This window comes from Mesorhizobium sp. f-mel (assembly GCF_053850215.1).
In genome coordinates, this window is the sequence record NZ_JBSPTO010000014.1 from 77829 (window position 1) to 93753 (window position 15925).

Below are 15925 nucleotides of genomic sequence, written 5' to 3' on the forward strand. Positions count from 1 at the left end.
AAAACCGCTGCATACTTTTGCGCGACATGCATCAAACCCCGTAGCGCTCGGTGCGGATGAGGCCTGCCGGAACGCCGGCATCGATCAGCGCCTGAGCGGCGGCCGACACGAAGGCATTCGAGCCGCAGACAAAGGCGGACCTTGGCGGCGCGGGCAGCCGCACCATCGATTGCTCTATCATCGCGGCATCGACCCGCCGCGAATAGTCCGCCGGGCGCCGGGCGGCCTCGCGGGTCAGCGTCAGCACCAGATCGAAGCCGTCGCGACGATCGTCGAGGCCGATCAGCTCGTCGCGAAAGATCACCTCGTCCCAGACCCGTGCGGAAAACACCAGTGCCACGGGCACCGCCGATCTGCGCGCCGCGCGATGGCGGATCATCGCCATCAGCGGAACCACGCCGGACCCGCCGCCGACCAGCAGAAGCGGACCGCCGTCGCCGTCGTACCAGACGAAGTGGCCGCCGAGCGGTCCGCGCAATTCGACCTCGTCGCCAACAGCCGCGATATCGTGGAAGAACGGCGAGACCTCGCCATCATCGAGCCTTTCGATCGCCAGTTCGATCATCTCGCCGGCTTCCGGCCCCGAGGCGATCGAGTAGGAGCGACGCGCCTGATAGCCATCCGGCGCCGTCAGCCTGACATCGACATGCTGCCCGGCACGATAGGCGAAGGGCCGCGACGGCTCGAGGAAAAAGCTGGTGACGCGCGGCGTGCGCTTTTCGATGCGTCGGATGGTGACGGTCTGCCAGGGCGACTGCGCCGCCGGCCCGTCGCTCATGGATCGCCCGTATAGCGCTGCTCGCGCCACGGGTCGCCATAGATGTGATAGCCGCGCAACTCCCAGAACCCGGGCTCGTCGCGCTCGGTGAACTGCAGCCCGTTCAGCCATTTGGCCGATTTCCAGAAATAGAGATGCGGAACCAGCAGCCGCGCCGGGCCGCCATGGTCCGGCGTGATCGGCTTGCCTTCGTAAAGCAGCGCCACCATCGCCTTGCCGGCGGTGAGATCCTTCGTCGGCACGTTGGTGGTGTAGCCGTCGAAGGACAGCGCCAGAGTGAAGGGGCTCAGTGGCTCAATGCCGGCATCCGCCAGAATATCGTCGACCAGCACGCCCTGCCACGCTGTGTCGAACTTGGTCCATGCGGTCACGCAATGGATGTCGCGGGTCATCTTGGTCAACGGCAGCGCGTTGAACTCTGTCCAACTCCACTTCTTGACCGGCCGCGGCCCGTGCTTGAGCGTGAACGACCAGTCCTCGGTGCGCACGCGCGGCGTCGGCCCGGCCGACAGCACCGGGAACCCTTGCTCGAGATACTGCCCCGGCGGAATGCGCGCATCCGCATCCGTCGGGGGCTTTCGTCCTGAAGAGAAGCCGCGGGTGACCATGGAAACATCCGTGTGCATCAGGCCATCTGTCGGCCTTCACCAGTCTTCTCGAAGATGCTCTGGCGGGCAACCAGAATCTTGGCCGCGACCTCGCGGCAATGCGCCGCCTCAGCCATTAGCGAAGGGCACGGCGACGAACATCTGCGCGTCGCCGCGTTCGACGAGCAGGAGCACGGACTTTTTGCCAGCCTTTCCGGCCTGCGCGATCGCCTGGTCTGCCTGCCTGGCGTCCCGCACCGGCGCCTGATTGACGGCGACGATGATGTCGCCCGGCTGGATACCGGAAGCCGAGGCCGCCTTGTCGGGATTGACGCTCTCGACCAGCGCGCCGCGCTGGTTGGGCGCCAGGTTCATCGCCTGTCGGACATCCGGGGTGACGTCCATCAGACCGAGGCCGATCGCAGGAGCACGAAGGCCCGGCTGTGCGGACGGTGCCTCTGGTCCGCCGCCCACCGATGCCGGCTGCACATCGTCTCCGTTGCGCCCGACATCGACGGAAATTTCGACATTCTTCCCTTTGCGCCAGACATCGAGCGTTTCCGTGGCCCCCGGCGAGACGTCGGCAACGGCACGCGACAGGTCCTTGGGATCCTTTATCTGCTGACCGGCGAAGCTGGTGACGACGTCGCCGGTCTCGATGCCGGCTTTTGCTGCCGGCGAGCCGTCAGTGACCGCGGAAACCAGCGCACCGCTGGGCTGATCGAGGCCGACGGCGCTCGCCACATCAGGCGTCACCGGCTGGATCTGGACGCCGAGATAGCCGTATTGAATGGAGCCACCCTTCATCAGCTTGGCGACCACTTTTTGCGCCTGGTCCGACGGGATGGCGAAGCCGACGCCGACGCTGCCGCCATTCGGCGAAAAGATCGCCGTGTTGATGCCGACGACGTTGCCGCTCACATCCATCAGCGGACCGCCTGAATTGCCGTGGTTGATCGGTGCGTCGATCTGAATGAAATCGTCAAACGGCCCGCTGTGCAGATCGCGGCCGCGCGCCGAGACGATGCCGGATGTAACCGTGGTGCCGAGGCCGAACGGGTTGCCGAAAGCGAGCACCTGGTCGCCCGGCATGAGCTTGTCGGAGTCGCCCCATTTGACGGTCGGCAAAGTCTTGTCGGATTTGATCTTGAGGACGGCGAGGTCGTTCTTGGCGTCGCGACCAACCAGCTCGGCGGGAAGTTCGGTGCCGTCGTCGAGAGTGACCTTGATCGACGTAGCGCCGTCGATGACGTGATTGTTGGTGACGATGGTGCCATCGGCGGCGACGATGAAGCCGGAACCCAGCGCCTCTGAGCGGGGCTCCTGCTGCGGCGGCGGTGTCCTGGGGCCGGGCAGTCCCTGGTCGCCGAAGAACTGGCGGAAATAGTCGTCGAAGGGTGAGTTGTCGCCGAACGGAGCAGCGTCGCTCATGGTCTCCGACTGTGCCTTCATGACAGTGGTGATCGTCACCACTGCCGGTTTGTCGGCCGCCACGATCGGGGCAAACGATCCATTCGGCACCGTCATCCCGGTGACGGGAGGGGTCACTGTTTCTGCCAGAGCGCCATTCAGTCTGGGGGCGAGGGGCACGATGAAAGGGCTGACAATCAGTGCGGCGCCCAGCAAGGCGGCGACGCGATGTCTGCGAAGAATGTGGATGGGTGACATGGCCGTTGTCCGGGCGAGAAATTGGTCGGGCACCGTGGCGTTCCGGTTGGGGAATCGCCCATTCGGCGTGTCGAGGGTCGTCTTGCCTGTCTCGCCTGGCAGGCAGCCGACCGGATCGACAGCCCCCGCATCTAGGGCGGCGATTGCGGTTACCAGATGATATTACGAAGATTTAATTTATCGGGTCGGTGTCGCCCGCTCGCCAGATGCATGGCTGGAGTCGAACCCTTGATGAAGAGGAATAGCGCCGACCTGAAACAACAAACCCGCCTTGCAGCGGGTTGTTGGCGCGATCAGCACCATGCGGAAATGGATAACATAGTTGCCGGCACAAAGCAAGAACAAATTGCCGACAGGGATCACGAGCTCGCATGTCTTCCCGGCTCTGTCCTGCCGGCCATCGAAGCCTCTTATGCGCCGATCCCGTCTGTCCGCCTGAGATAGCCGTTGGCGATCTCGCGCATCCGTTTGGCGTCGAAGCTCGGGCCGTGGCCGCCATGACCGATGCGGATCGGCAGATCGAGCAGCCGCTGCATTGTCCGGCGATAGGCTGATCGGTCGGAGTCCGGCAGGTCGTCGATCAGCATCGCGTCGTAGATGGCGTCGCCGGCGAAGAACAGGCCGTCGGCCTCGTCGAACAACGCGATCGAATCGGGCGAATGGCCGGGCAGATGCAGCACGCGGAACAGCCGGTCACCGAGATCGACCGTGTCGCCCTCGTCAAGTGTTCGCATCAGCGGCGCCGGCGGAATCTTGTAATCGGCGGCCTTCCAGCCGGGCGCCGGCAGCTTCGAGACGGCGCCGTCGAGATCGTGGAACATGTGCGCGTAGGTGACGGCGTCATCCATGCTGTTGAAATACGCGGCGCTGTGTCTCGGCCCGGCCCGCAGCGGGAATTCGTGCAGCGAGCCGACATGGTCGAGATGGATATGGGTGGCGACGACGAGCAGCGGCTTGCCCGCCGGCGTGTCGATCTCCGGCGCCAGCGGGCGGATGCCCATGCCGGTGTCGACAAGCAGGTCGACGTCGCGGCCGCGAAGATGCCAGATGTTGGCGCGCACGAAATCATGCACGAACGGCTCGGTCAGCATGGTTGTAACGGCGTCGACCTTCGTTTTGCTGAACCAGTCAAGCATCACAAGATTTCCGGCATCAGAAGAGGGCCGGCATCAGACGAACGGTTTTCCAACCTTGTATTTTTCTGGAACCAGTCGCTTCAGATAGGCCATGCCTGCATCGGAGAGTTGGTTGACCTCCGGCAGCATGAAATCGTCGGGCATGTGGCGGGTCTTGCCGGCAACGTTTTTCAGCGGCACCTTCTTCAGCACGGTTTTCTCGCCGTCATATTGCAGCGCCACCGAGCCGCCGCCCTGTTCGGCGACAGCGACGGCAAAAACGCCGGCATCGAAAGCTTCCTGCGCATCGACGGCGTTGATGGCGCCGACATAGCCGCGCGGCATGTAGCCGAGCGCATCGACACGCGCCCGCTTGCCCGGCAATCCTTCGGCTAGCGCGCGCTCGAGGGCGGCCGGCAGGTCGCTGCCCGACAGCTTGACGTTGCCATGCGCATCGCGCTCCAGTTTCTCCGGCGGGACAAGGCTTTCGACCAGTGCCTTGCCGTCGGCGGTGCTGACGCCTTCGGACACGGCAACGATGCAGCGCTTGTGGCGGTCGAGCGTGGCGCGCACGTCGTCGATGAAGGCCGCAGCCGAGAACGGCCGCTCCGGCACATAGACGAGATGCGGGCCGCTGTCGGGGTCAAGCTGCCATGCGGCAGCGGCGGCGGTGAGGAAGCCGGCATGCCGCCCCATGACGATGCCGACATAGATACCCGGCAGAGCACGGAAGTCGAGGTCGACCGAGAGGAAGGCGCCGGCGACGAACTCGGCTGCCGAAATGAAGCCGGGCGTGTGGTCGTTCTCCTCGAGATCGTTGTCGATGGTTTTCGGCGCATGGACGAAAGCCATCTTGCCGCCGGCTGCATCGGTCAGGATCTGCTGCGTGCCCGACGTGTCGTTGCCGCCGATATAGATGAACGCGTCGGCGCCGGCCTTCTTCAGACCGTTGAGGATGATCTCGCAATAGGCGTCATCCGGCTTGTCGCGCGTCGAGCCAAGCGCGGCGCTCGGCGTTGCCGCAATCAGCCGCAGCCGATCCTCTGGAATCGCTGAGAGATCGATATAGTTGCCGTCACGAATGCCGCGCACGCCATGGATCGAGCCCAGGACCTTAGCGCCGGGATGCCGCTTGCGGATTTCGAGCGCAGCGCCCACCATCGTCTGGTTGATGACGGCGGTCGGACCGCCGCCTTGCGCGATCACAAAAGTTCCGGACATGCTTCACGTCTCCCGAGCAGTGGCTTTGCAGGCACATTCGCCTGTCTTGCGAGATCACGCAACGGGAGAGTCGAGCGGCCGCGCCGGCCACGCTATCGGATCACACGACGACCGGGAGGGTCAGACGACGACGACCGGGTTCTTCCTGGAGACGCGGCTGTAGAGGTCGATGATGTCCTGGTTGATCAGGCGAACGCAGCCCGACGACATCGCCTGGCCGATGCTCCACCATTCGGGCGAACCATGGATGCGGTAGCCGGTGTCGTGGCCGTTCTGGTAGATGTACAGCGCGCGCGCGCCGAGCGGGTTGTCGAGGCCGCCGGGTTGCCCGGCCTGCCATTTCACCAGTTCCGGCTTGCGGGCGATCATCTCGGCCGGCGGCGTCCAGGTCGGCCATTCCTTGCCGTACTGAATGTTGGCGCGGCCGGACCAGCGGAAGCCTTCCTTGCCGATGCCGACGCCGTAGCGGATCGCGTCACCGCCGGGCTGCACCAGGTAGAGCAGCCGCTCCTGCGAATGGACGACGATGGTGCCGGGCTGCTCGCCGGTCGGGTCGACGACGATCTGGCGACGGAACTCCGGCTTGACTTTGAGGTAGGGCACTTCCGGCAGCGTGAAGCCGCCGTCGGTGACAGAGGCATACATCACATCGGGACTGGTGATGTTCTTGTCGACGCTGATGCTCGGGCGGATGGGGGTGATCGCGCCGGTGGTGACGCCGTCGAGTTGCAGCGCCGACAAATCGAGCGTCTGGCTGCAGCCGGCGACGCCGAGCAGCGCCAGCGCACCGGCGCCGGACAACACTGCGCGGCGGGAAAGCTGGAGTTCGGAAATTTCGATTTCGATTTCGTCGCCATTGTACGGCGGCGTCAGACCTTGCGGCAACTCACGCATCTTCCCAAACCCTACGCTGTCGCCGGGAAACACGGTCCGGCCGGATAGAGTGTATTTTCACCAATCATGGTTGAAAAAGCGTGAAGACGTCTTACCCTGCCTTAACCTCCCGGCCGAGCCGTCGCGCCGCACATTTTCGATGCTGCCCCTTTACATCTTTGCCAGCCCAAGGATTTATCCTTTTCTTTGAGCTCAAGGAGACGAACATGTCTTTCGAAAACTGGGCCGCCTTTGCCGCCGCCTCGACGATCCTTCTTGTCATTCCCGGCCCGACCATCCTTCTGGTCGTGTCCTATGCCCTCGGCCAGGGCTGGCGCACCGCGCTGCCGATGGCGGTCGGCGTGGCGCTCGGCGACTTCACGGCGATGACGCTGTCGATGCTGGGCATCGGCGCGCTGCTGGCGGCGTCGGCCACCGTATTCACGCTGCTGAAGGTGATCGGCGCCGGTTATCTGATCTATCTCGGCGTAAAGCTGTTTCGCGCCGGTGGCACGCTCAAGGCCGAGCCGCGCCTAGACGCGGTGTCGTCGGCCAAGATGATGGCGCATGCCTGGCTGGTCACCGCGCTCAACCCGAAAAGCATCACCTTCTTCGTCGCCTTCCTGCCGCAGTTCCTCGACCGGCATGCCGACTTCTGGACGCAGATGCTGATCTTCGAAACGACCTTCCTGGCGCTCGCCTTCGCCAATGCCTTCGGCTACGCGTTAATCGCGGCAAGGGCGCGCAACGTCGTGCGTAATCCCCTGGCGATCCGCATCTTCAACCGCACCGGCGGCACGCTGCTGGTCGGCGCCGGCATCGCCACGGTGGCGATGCGCTCGGGCAATTGAATGACATGGCAGTCAGGGATGCATTCGGCCTGACATTTTCGGGTGCGACCGAGGCCGGGTTCTCGTCCTACAGCCAGGCTGTCCGCGAACTGCAATGCTTCATCGGCGATCCGGTCGGCTCGGTCGATCGCGCCATCGCCGAGGATCCCGGCTTCGTCATGGCGCATGTGTTCAAGGGCTATCTCTTCGGCCTCGCCACCGAGCGTGAGGCGACAGCCGTGGCCAGGACTTGCTATGAGGCGTCGCTGCCGCTTGCGGCGACGCCGCGTGAGCAGGCGCATGTCGCTGCGCTCGGCCGTCTTGCCGCAGGAGGCTGGCATGAAGCCGCCCGTCTGCTCGAGGATATCGCCATCGAGTTTCCGCTCGATGCGCTGGCGCTGCAGACCGGGCACCAGATCGATTTCTTCACCGGCAATGCCCGCATGCTGCGCGACCGCATCGGCCGCGCGCTGCCGTCGTGGCAAAGCGGCATGCCGGGATACCACGCCATACTTGGGATGCAGGCGTTCGGGCTGGAGGAAATGGGCGACTATGCGCGCGCCGAAAAGCTTGGCCGCATGGCAGTCGACATCGAGCCGCGCGACGGCTGGGCACAGCACGCCGTCGCCCACGTCATGGAAATGCAGAGCCGGCAAAAGGACGGCATCGCTTGGATGCGAGCCAACCCCGAAGCTTGGACGAAGGAAAGCTTCCTGCAAGTGCACAATTGGTGGCATCTGGCGCTGTTTCACTACGATCTCGGCGAGACCGAACAGGTGCTGGCGCTCTATGACGGGCCGATCTACGGCGAGCGCTCGACGCTGGCGCTCAACATGGTCGACGCTTCGGCGATCCTGTGGCGGCTGCATCTCGGCGGCGTCGATGTCGGCCCCCGCTGGGCGGCGCTCGCCGCCAACTGGACCAAGGCCAGCGCCGGCAACTATGCCTTCAACGATGCCCACGCGATGATGGCCTTCGTCGGCGCCGGCCAAGAAGCGCCGGTTCGCGCCTTGCTCGAGGCGCAGAGCGAGGCCATGCGCGGCAACGACGACAACGCCGCCTTCACCCGCGATGTCGGCCATCCCTTGACGCTCGCCATCAAGGCATTCGGCGACGGCAATTATGCCGAGACGCTACGCCTGATCCGGCCAATCCGGGCGATCGCCCACCGGTTCGGGGGCAGCCACGCGCAACGCGACGTCATCGACCTGACGCTGATCGAAGCGGCGTTGCGTTCCGGCGATCATGCGCTGGCAACGGCGCTTGCCGCGGAACGCGCGCTGGCACGGCCGGACAGTCCGCTGTCGACGCTGTTCTCGCGGCGCGCGGCCGATTTGTCGGAGAATTGACCGGAGGCGGATCTTGTCTTAAAAACTGCCAAGTCAGATTTTTTCGCGGTCCGAAAAAATTAATGACATTGGGAGGATACCATGTATCTCGGCCTCGATCTGGGCACGTCGGGCGTCAAGGCGCTTTTGATCGATGCCGGGCAGACTGTCATCGGCTCCGGCCATGCTTCACTCGACGTGTCGCGGCCGCATCCCGGCTGGTCGGAGCAGAACCCCGCCGACTGGATCCGCGCCTGCGAGGAAGCAATTGCCGAGCTCAACGCCTCGTATCCAGGACAACTCGCCGCCGTGAAGGGCATCGGCCTTTCCGGCCAGATGCACGGCGCCACCTTGCTCGACGCCGGCGACCAGGTGCTGCGCCCCTGCATCCTGTGGAACGATACGCGCAGCCATGCCGAGGCGGCCAAGCTCGACGCCGACCCGCGCTTTCGCAATCTGACCGGCAACATTGTCTTCCCCGGTTTCACCGCGCCAAAGCTGGTCTGGGTGAAAAACAACGAGCCGGATGTTTTCGCCAAAGTGGCAAAGGTCTTGCTACCGAAGGATTTCCTGCGGCTCTGGCTCACCGGCGAACATATTTCGGAGATGTCGGACTCGGCAGGCACGTCCTGGCTCGATGTCGGCAAGCGAGGCTGGTCATCCGACCTGCTTTCCGCCACGTCGCTCGACGAGAAGCAGATGCCGTCACTGGTCGAAGGCACTGAGAAGGCCGGCGCCCTGCGCAGCGAACTGGCCTCGAAATGGGGAATGCAGGCCGGCATCCCGATCGCCGGCGGCGCCGGCGACAATGCGGCGTCGGCCTGCGGCATGGGCACGGTCGCAGCCGGCCAGGCCTTCGTCTCGCTTGGCACGTCAGGCGTGCTGTTTGCCGCCAACGCTGCCTATCTGCCAAACCCGGAAAGCGCGGTGCATACGTTCTGCCACGCGCTGCCCGACACCTGGCACCAGATGGGCGTCATCCTGTCGGCAACCGATTCGCTCAACTGGCTGTCGGAGATATCAGGGAAAGGCGCCGGCGAGCTGACCGCCGAACTCGGCGATACGCTGAGGGCGCCGACCGGCGTGTCCTTCCTGCCCTATCTCTCCGGCGAGCGTACGCCGCACAATGACTCGGCCATCCGCGGCGCGTTCACCGGGCTTGCGCATGAATCGAGCCGCGCTGTGCTGACCCAGGCGGTAGTCGAAGGTGTGGCTTTCGCCTTCCGCGACAGTCTCGAGGCCTTGGCCACGGCCGGCACGACGCTGACGCGGGTGACGGCGATCGGCGGCGGCTCGCGCTCGCGCTATTGGCTGAAGGCAATCGCCACCGCGCTCGGCCTGCCCGTCGACATCCCGGCCGATGGCGATTTCGGCGCTGCCTTCGGTGCGGCGCGACTCGGCATGATCGCCGCGACGGGCGCCGATCCGCTCAGAGTGTGCACGGCGCCGGCCACCGATGCCACCATCGAGCCGGTCGCCGCACTAAGCAATGCCTATGCGGATGCCTATCAGCGCTACCGCTTGCTTTACCCAGCCATCAAGGCCGCCACGGCGTGAGTGGTTTCCCACCCCCGCCGAGGCCTGAGATGACCTCACTGTGCCGGAACCTTGTCGAGAAAGCCGGTGACGCTCTTCAGGCGGCCATTCTCGATGACGCCGATGTCGGTGCCTTCGATGATGGAATCCGTGCCTTCCGGCCCGAGATCCCACGAGAAGCGGATCGTGTCGCCAAATCCGTCCGGCTTGCCCTTCAGCGAAAACCGGAAGCCGGCAAAACGCTGCTGGACGCCTTCGATCAGTGCGGCGACGCCGTCATGGCCGTCGCCCTGCATGATCGGATCGCGGTAGCTGACGTCCTCGGTGAAGGCCGCCTTGAGCAAGGCTTGCCGGCGCACGGCGTCGCTCTCGTTCCAGGCAGTGATGTAGTTTTCGGCGATCGTGTTGAGGTCGGTCATGGTCTGTCTCCTTTGTTGAGGGGCTTTGACATGACCGTTTTCATCCAACGCCAACGCGAAACCAATTACGCCTGAGGTAATCAGGACAGAACCATGCGAGAGGACAGACAATCATGACCAGCGGCTTTTTCGGCGACATCCAGAAGATCAAATATGAGGGGCCGGATTCGACCAATCCGCTGGCCTACCGGTTCTACAATCCCGACGAAATTGTCGCCGGCAAGCGGCTGGAAGACCATCTGCGCTTTGCCGTCGCCTACTGGCATTCGTTCGCCTGGCCGGGCGGCGATCCGTTCGGCGGCCAGACCTTTGAGCGGCCATGGTTCGCCAAGGCCGGCGGCACCGACACGATGGAGCTGGCCAAGCTCAAGGCCGATGTCGCCTTCGACATGTTTGCGCTGCTCGGTGCCCCCTACTTCTGCTTCCACGATGCCGATGTGCGGCCGGAAGGAAAAGATTTTTCCGAAAGTGCCGCGCGCCTCGATGAGATCGCCGATTACTTTGCGTCGAAGATGAAGCAGACTGGGGTCAAGCTGCTTTGGGGCACGGCCAACCTGTTCTCCAACCGCCGCTTCATGTCGGGTGCCGCCACCAATCCCGATCCGGATGTCTTTGCCTATGCGGCAGCGACGGTGAAACACTGCATCGATGTCACCAAGCGGCTGAAGGGCGAGAACTATGTGCTGTGGGGCGGCCGCGAGGGCTATGAGACGCTGCTCAACACCGACCTTGCCCGCGAACAGGAACAGGCCGGCCGCTTCCTCAACCTGGTCGTCGATTACAAGCACCGCATCGGCTTCAAGGGCACCATTCTGATCGAGCCGAAGCCGCAGGAGCCGACAAAACACCAGTACGACTATGACGTTGCCACGGTCTACGGCTTCCTGAAACGCTTCGGGCTGGAGAAGGAGGTCAAGCTCAACATCGAGCAGGGCCATGCCATCCTGGCCGGCCATTCCTTCGAGCATGAACTGGCGTTGGCCAGTGCGCTCGGCATCTTCGGCTCGATCGACATGAACCGCAACGACTACCAGTCGGGCTGGGACACCGACCAGTTCCCCAACAATGTGCCGGAGATGGCGCTGGCCTATTACCAGGTCCTGCAGGCTGGCGGCTTCAAGTCCGGCGGCACCAATTTCGACGCCAAGTTGCGGCGCCAGTCGCTCGACCCGCAGGATCTGCTGATTGGCCATATCGGCGGCATGGATTGCTGTGCACGCGGCCTCAAGGCTGCGGCGCGCATGGTCGAGGACAAGGCGCTGTCGGGATCGCTGGCCGAGCGCTATGCCGGCTGGAACTCGGCTGAGGCCAAGGCGATGCTTGCCGGCAAGAGGACGCTGGAGGAGATCACCGAACGCGTCGTCAAGAACAAGATCGAGCCGCAGCCGAGATCCGGCCGCCAGGAACTGCTCGAGAATATCGTCAACCGGTATGTCTGAGGTGTCGCACCGGCGGGTCTCTTGACCGACCCGCCGTCCGGAACAGCTTTGCGCGGGGACGGAACTGACGACAAGGTTTTGCCTCGCACCGCCCCTCAATCGCCTCGCTCTTGCCTTCAAACAGCCGTCACGAATCTCGTATATGTGGTCCGTGGCGGGAACAGAAAGAAGGAGGCGAAACGATATGCAGCACGAACGCGAAATCGACGCCCTGCTCTCATCTGGCGAGGCCGGATCGATCATCGACCGGCTGATGGCGCTGCCGCATCCGAAGCACGGTGCGCGCAGTGCAAACGAATGGGATCGCGCGGTCGCCAGCCGCTTTGAGACCCATCTTGCGAGACAGATGCGCTCGCACATCGACGGCAAAAGCGACCGCCAGAACGCTGCCTAATCCCGACTACCCCTTACGCAGCCTGACCGGCGCTTCGCCGAAAGCCCTTGAAAACGCCCTGGAAAATGCCGCGGCGGACGAGAATCCTGTTCGCCCGGCAATATCGGCCATGGGCACCCGCGTGTCGATCACCAGCCGGCGCGCGGCACCCAGCCGCAGCCTGAGATAATAGGCGCCCGGCGTCTCGCCGATCGACTTGCGAAAGATGCTCTCCAGCGTTCGCGCCGTCACCCCGGCGCGCTTTGCCACCGCGGCAATGGTCAAGGGCTGGTCGACATGGGCTTCCATCAGCCGGATGGCTTGCGCCAGCCTGGGATCGTAGCCGTCGAGTCGGCCGAGCGAGACAAGCGGCTGCGCGTCGGTCGCGGCGCGCGCCTGATCGTAGATGAAGACACTTGCCACATCGAGCGCGACAGCCATGCCGAGCCGCGTGCGGATCAGATGCAGCATCAGGTCGAAGGTCGGCGAAGCGCCGCCCGAGGTGAAGACCGGCCCGTCGATGACATAGCGGTCGGGGCGCACATCGACGCCTGGAAAGGCCGACGAAAAATCTTCCATGTCCTCCCAATGCGTGGTGGCGCTGCGTCCTTCCAGCAGGCCGGCGCGCGCCACCAGCCAGGTGCCGGCTTCGACACCGCCGCAGGCGCGTGCGGCGCGCCCCGCCCGGCGCAGGCCGGCAAGCAGAGCCGATGTGGCATAGTTCTGCGTACCGAAACCGGCGATGACGACAAGCATATCGGTTATATCCGCCGCATCGAAGCGGCCACTGACCGCAACCGGCAGGCCGCATGTGGTGACCGGCGCTTCGCCGGTCACCGAAACCAGCCTGAAATCGAACAGCGTCTCGCCGGCAATACGGTTGGCGGCGCGCAGCGGATCGACCGCCGATGCCACGCACATGATCGACGACCCGGAAAATATCAGAAGCGTTACCTTGAGCTTCGAGCGTTCGGCGCGAAAGATCGAAGGCTTTTCGTTTTTCATCATGCGATCTTCGTAAAACGCAAAACAGTTTCCGGCAAGTCAGGCATTGTTGCCGTCTGTTCGATCAGGCCCATGTTTGATTGGGCCGTCTGTGCTGGTTGGGAGGAAAGTCCATGCCGCTAACGATGAACCGTGAGGTTTTCATTACCTGTGCCGTGACCGGGTCCGGCAGCTCGCAGGACCGTAGCCGGCATGTGCCCCGTTCGCCCAAGCAGATTGCCGATTCGGCCATCGATGCGGCAAAAGCGGGTGCGGCGATCGTCCACTGCCATGTGCGCGACCCCGAAACCGGCAAGCCACGGCGCGACGTGCAGCTCTATCGCGAAGTAACCGAGCGCATCCGTGCTGCAGATGTCGACGTGGTGCTGAACCTGACCGCCGGCATGGGCGGCGACATGGTGTTCGGTTCGCCGGAGAATCCGCTACCGCTCAACGAGAAAGGCACCGATATGGGCGGCGCGACCAACCGCGTGGAGCATGTGCGCCAATGCCTGCCGGAAATCTGCACGCTCGACTGCGGGACGATGAATTTCGCCGAAGCCGACTATGTCATGACCAATACACCCGGCATGCTGCGCGCCATGGGCGGCATGATGACGGCGCTCGGCGTCAAGCCGGAGATCGAGGCCTTCGACACCGGGCATCTCTGGTTTGCCAAGCAGCTCGTCGAGGAAAAGGTGCTGGATCCGGATGCTCTCGTGCAATTGTGCATGGGCGTGCCATGGGGCGCTCCCGATGATCTCAACACCTTCATGGCGATGGTCAACAATGTGCCGTCGAGCTGGAATTGGTCGGCCTTCTCCATTGGCCGCAACCAGATGGCCTATGCCGCCGCCGCGGTGCTGGCCGGCGGCAATGTCCGCGTCGGGCTCGAGGACAATCTCTGGCTCGACAAAGGCGTGCTGGCGACCAACGCGCAGCTGGTCGAGCGGGCGGTCAGCATCGTGTCGAACATGGGCGCAAGGGTCATCGGCCCGGACGAGGTGCGCAAGAAGCTCAATCTGACGAAGCGCGCGCCGCTTTGAACAGGGAATTGGCAGGGAGGAGCCGCGGATGAAGACCGTGAAATTCACCGCCATGAAGGACGGCGACCGCGACGATTACGCCTTCCTCACCGAGCACGAGATCGACTATGCAGCGAAGACCGGCGAACGGCTGCTTGACGCGCTTGTCCAACTCGACGAGGGCCTGTCCGGCTACAAGATCACCCGGCTCGGCCATTCGCTGCAGGCGGCGACGCGCGCATGGCGCGACGGCGCCGACACCGACTGGATCGCCTGCGCGCTGCTGCACGACATCGGCGATATCTTCGCACCCTACAATCACGACGAATATGCAGCTTCGATCCTAAAACCCTTCGTGCGCGAGCAGTGCACCTGGGTGGTGGAAAAGCACGGTGACTTCCAGCGCCTCTATTACGCCCACCATCTCGGCGGCAATCCCCATGCCCGCGACCGTTTCGCCGGCCATCCTTATTTCGACGATTGCGACCAGTTCTGCGAGCGCTGGGACCAGTCGAGCTTCGATCCGGATTACGAGACGCTGCCGATCGATTTCTTCCGGCCCATCGTGCTCGAAGTGTTTGCCCGCAGGGCCTATGACCCCACCGTGATCCGCGCCGGCGAGCGCGTGCCCCTGATCGATTCCAAAGTAGCCAGGACAAGAACCGGAGCCTCCGCATGAGCATCATCACCAAGGCAGCTGCAATCGGCGGCGGCGTCATCGGCGCCGGCTGGGTAGCGCGGCTGCTCTTGAATGGCATCGACGTGTCGATTTTCGATCCCGACCCGGAAGCTTCGCGCAAGGTCGGCGAAGTGATGAAAGGCGCGCGCCGCGCCTACAAACAGATGCTGCCCGACGGCCTCCCAAAAGAGGGCAAACTGACCTTTGCCAAGACCATCGCCGATGCCGTCGCCGATGCCGATTTCATCCAGGAAAGCGTACCGGAACGGCTCGAACTGAAACACCGCGTCCTGGCCGAGATCGACCTTTATGCGCCGGCCAACGCCATCGTCGGCTCCTCGACCTCCGGCATCAAGCCGACCGACATGCAGGTGGCGATGAAGAAGCATCCGGAGCGGCTGGTCGTCGGCCATCCGTTCAACCCGGTCTACCTCCTGCCGCTGGTCGAGATCGTCGGCGGCGAACAGACCTTTCCCGAGGCGATCGAAGTCGCCAAGGAGATGTACGCCTCGATCGGCATGAAGCCGGTGGTGATCCGCAAGGAGATCGAGGCTTTCGTCGGCGACCGCCTGCTGGAGGCGGCATGGCGCGAGGCGCTGTGGCTGATCAAGGACGGCATCTGCACGGTCGAGGAACTCGACGACATCATGCGCTATGGCTTCGGCCTGCGCTGGGCGCAGATGGGCATGTTCCAGGTCTATCGCGTCGCCGGCGGCGAGGCCGGCATGCGCCATTTCATGGCGCAGTTCGGGCCGTGCCTGAAATGGCCATGGACCAAGCTGATGGATGTGCCGGAGTTCAACGACGAACTGGTCGACCTGATCGCCACCCAGTCGGACGACCAGGCGCATGGCCTGTCGATCCGTGAGCTGGAAAAGATCCGCGACGACAATCTGGTGGCCATCATGGAGGCGCTGTCGAAGCAGAACAAAGGCAAGGGCTGGGGCGCCGGCGCCTTGCACAAGGACTATACCAAGCAGCTCGCCAAGCTTGCGGCGAAGAAGCCCACCGCTTCCAAGGCGGCCGAAAAAGCCAAGGCTGAAAAGCCGAAGAAAAAGAAGAAAGGCTAA

The 15925-nt window shown here is 63.9% G+C and carries 16 protein-coding genes; 8 read left to right on the forward strand and 8 right to left on the reverse strand.

Annotation, left to right across the window (positions count from 1 at the left end; all coding sequences use genetic code 11):
* Nucleotides 1–31: 31 nt before the first annotated feature.
* The 6 genes from ACWUKX_RS18240 to ACWUKX_RS18265 form a co-directional block, all read right to left on the reverse strand.
* On the reverse strand, nucleotides 32–778 hold the full coding sequence (locus ACWUKX_RS18240; RefSeq protein WP_456008249.1) for an FAD-binding oxidoreductase: 747 nt from the start codon (nucleotides 776–778) through the stop codon (nucleotides 32–34).
* Nucleotides 775–1386: a molybdopterin-dependent oxidoreductase gene (locus tag ACWUKX_RS18245; RefSeq protein ID WP_456008250.1), complete on the reverse strand. Its 612-nt coding sequence runs from the start codon at nucleotides 1384–1386 to the stop codon at nucleotides 775–777. The genes ACWUKX_RS18240 and ACWUKX_RS18245 overlap by 4 nt, the downstream gene beginning before the upstream one ends.
* Nucleotides 1387–1494: 108 nt before the next feature.
* A complete protein-coding gene (locus ACWUKX_RS18250) occupies nucleotides 1495–3033 on the reverse strand; it encodes a DegQ family serine endoprotease (protein WP_456008251.1) in 1539 nt (512 codons plus the stop codon).
* Between the two features lie 410 nt (nucleotides 3034–3443).
* Nucleotides 3444–4169, reverse strand: a complete 726-nt coding sequence (locus tag ACWUKX_RS18255) for an MBL fold metallo-hydrolase (RefSeq protein WP_456008252.1) — start codon at nucleotides 4167–4169, stop codon at nucleotides 3444–3446.
* Nucleotides 4170–4202: 33 nt separating this feature from the next.
* Nucleotides 4203–5369, reverse strand: a complete 1167-nt coding sequence (locus tag ACWUKX_RS18260) for a diphosphate--fructose-6-phosphate 1-phosphotransferase (RefSeq protein ID WP_456008253.1) — start codon at nucleotides 5367–5369, stop codon at nucleotides 4203–4205.
* Between the two features lie 120 nt (nucleotides 5370–5489).
* Entirely contained in the window at nucleotides 5490–6263 is a 774-nt protein-coding gene (locus tag ACWUKX_RS18265) for a L,D-transpeptidase (RefSeq protein WP_456008254.1), read from the reverse strand.
* A gap of 206 nt (nucleotides 6264–6469) precedes the next feature.
* On the opposite strand from ACWUKX_RS18265, the gene ACWUKX_RS18270 reads away from it, so the two are divergent.
* From ACWUKX_RS18270 to xylB, 3 genes are all read left to right on the forward strand, one after another.
* Entirely contained in the window at nucleotides 6470–7093 is a 624-nt protein-coding gene (locus ACWUKX_RS18270; protein WP_287086326.1) for a LysE family translocator, read from the forward strand.
* 5 nt (nucleotides 7094–7098) lie between these two features.
* Nucleotides 7099–8421: a tetratricopeptide repeat protein gene (locus ACWUKX_RS18275; RefSeq protein WP_456008255.1), complete on the forward strand. Its 1323-nt coding sequence runs from the start codon at nucleotides 7099–7101 to the stop codon at nucleotides 8419–8421.
* An 81-nt stretch (nucleotides 8422–8502) separates the two neighbouring features.
* Nucleotides 8503–9957, forward strand: coding sequence for a xylulokinase (gene xylB, locus ACWUKX_RS18280; RefSeq protein ID WP_456008256.1), 1455 nt, complete (start codon nucleotides 8503–8505; stop codon nucleotides 9955–9957).
* Between the two features lie 35 nt (nucleotides 9958–9992).
* On the opposite strand, the gene ACWUKX_RS18285 is transcribed toward xylB, so the two are convergent.
* The gene (locus ACWUKX_RS18285) at nucleotides 9993–10355 is read right to left on the reverse strand and encodes a nuclear transport factor 2 family protein (RefSeq protein WP_456008257.1); all 363 of its coding nucleotides are present in this window, start codon (nucleotides 10353–10355) and stop codon (nucleotides 9993–9995) included.
* A 113-nt stretch (nucleotides 10356–10468) separates the two neighbouring features.
* Between ACWUKX_RS18285 and xylA the strand changes: the two genes are divergently transcribed.
* Nucleotides 10469–11794, forward strand: a complete 1326-nt coding sequence (gene xylA, locus ACWUKX_RS18290) for a xylose isomerase (RefSeq protein WP_456008259.1) — start codon at nucleotides 10469–10471, stop codon at nucleotides 11792–11794.
* Between the two features lie 184 nt (nucleotides 11795–11978).
* On the forward strand, nucleotides 11979–12188 hold the full coding sequence (locus ACWUKX_RS18295) for a hypothetical protein (RefSeq protein ID WP_456008261.1): 210 nt from the start codon (nucleotides 11979–11981) through the stop codon (nucleotides 12186–12188).
* Between the two features lie 6 nt (nucleotides 12189–12194).
* On the opposite strand, the gene ACWUKX_RS18300 is transcribed toward ACWUKX_RS18295, so the two are convergent.
* Nucleotides 12195–13175 carry a GlxA family transcriptional regulator gene (locus ACWUKX_RS18300; protein WP_456008262.1) on the reverse strand — a complete coding sequence of 327 codons (981 nt, stop codon included), beginning with the start codon at nucleotides 13173–13175 and terminating at the stop codon, nucleotides 12195–12197.
* 110 nt (nucleotides 13176–13285) lie between these two features.
* Between ACWUKX_RS18300 and ACWUKX_RS18305 the strand changes: the two genes are divergently transcribed.
* The 3 genes from ACWUKX_RS18305 to ACWUKX_RS18315 are packed head-to-tail and all read left to right on the forward strand — an operon-like array spanning nucleotide 13286 to nucleotide 15925.
* Entirely contained in the window at nucleotides 13286–14197 is a 912-nt protein-coding gene (locus ACWUKX_RS18305; protein ID WP_456008264.1) for a 3-keto-5-aminohexanoate cleavage protein, read from the forward strand.
* Between the two features lie 28 nt (nucleotides 14198–14225).
* Nucleotides 14226–14855, forward strand: coding sequence for an HD domain-containing protein (locus tag ACWUKX_RS18310; RefSeq protein ID WP_456008266.1), 630 nt, complete (start codon nucleotides 14226–14228; stop codon nucleotides 14853–14855).
* Nucleotides 14852–15925 carry a 3-hydroxyacyl-CoA dehydrogenase NAD-binding domain-containing protein gene (locus ACWUKX_RS18315; RefSeq protein WP_095517420.1) on the forward strand — a complete coding sequence of 358 codons (1074 nt, stop codon included), beginning with the start codon at nucleotides 14852–14854 and terminating at the stop codon, nucleotides 15923–15925. The genes ACWUKX_RS18310 and ACWUKX_RS18315 overlap by 4 nt, the downstream gene beginning before the upstream one ends.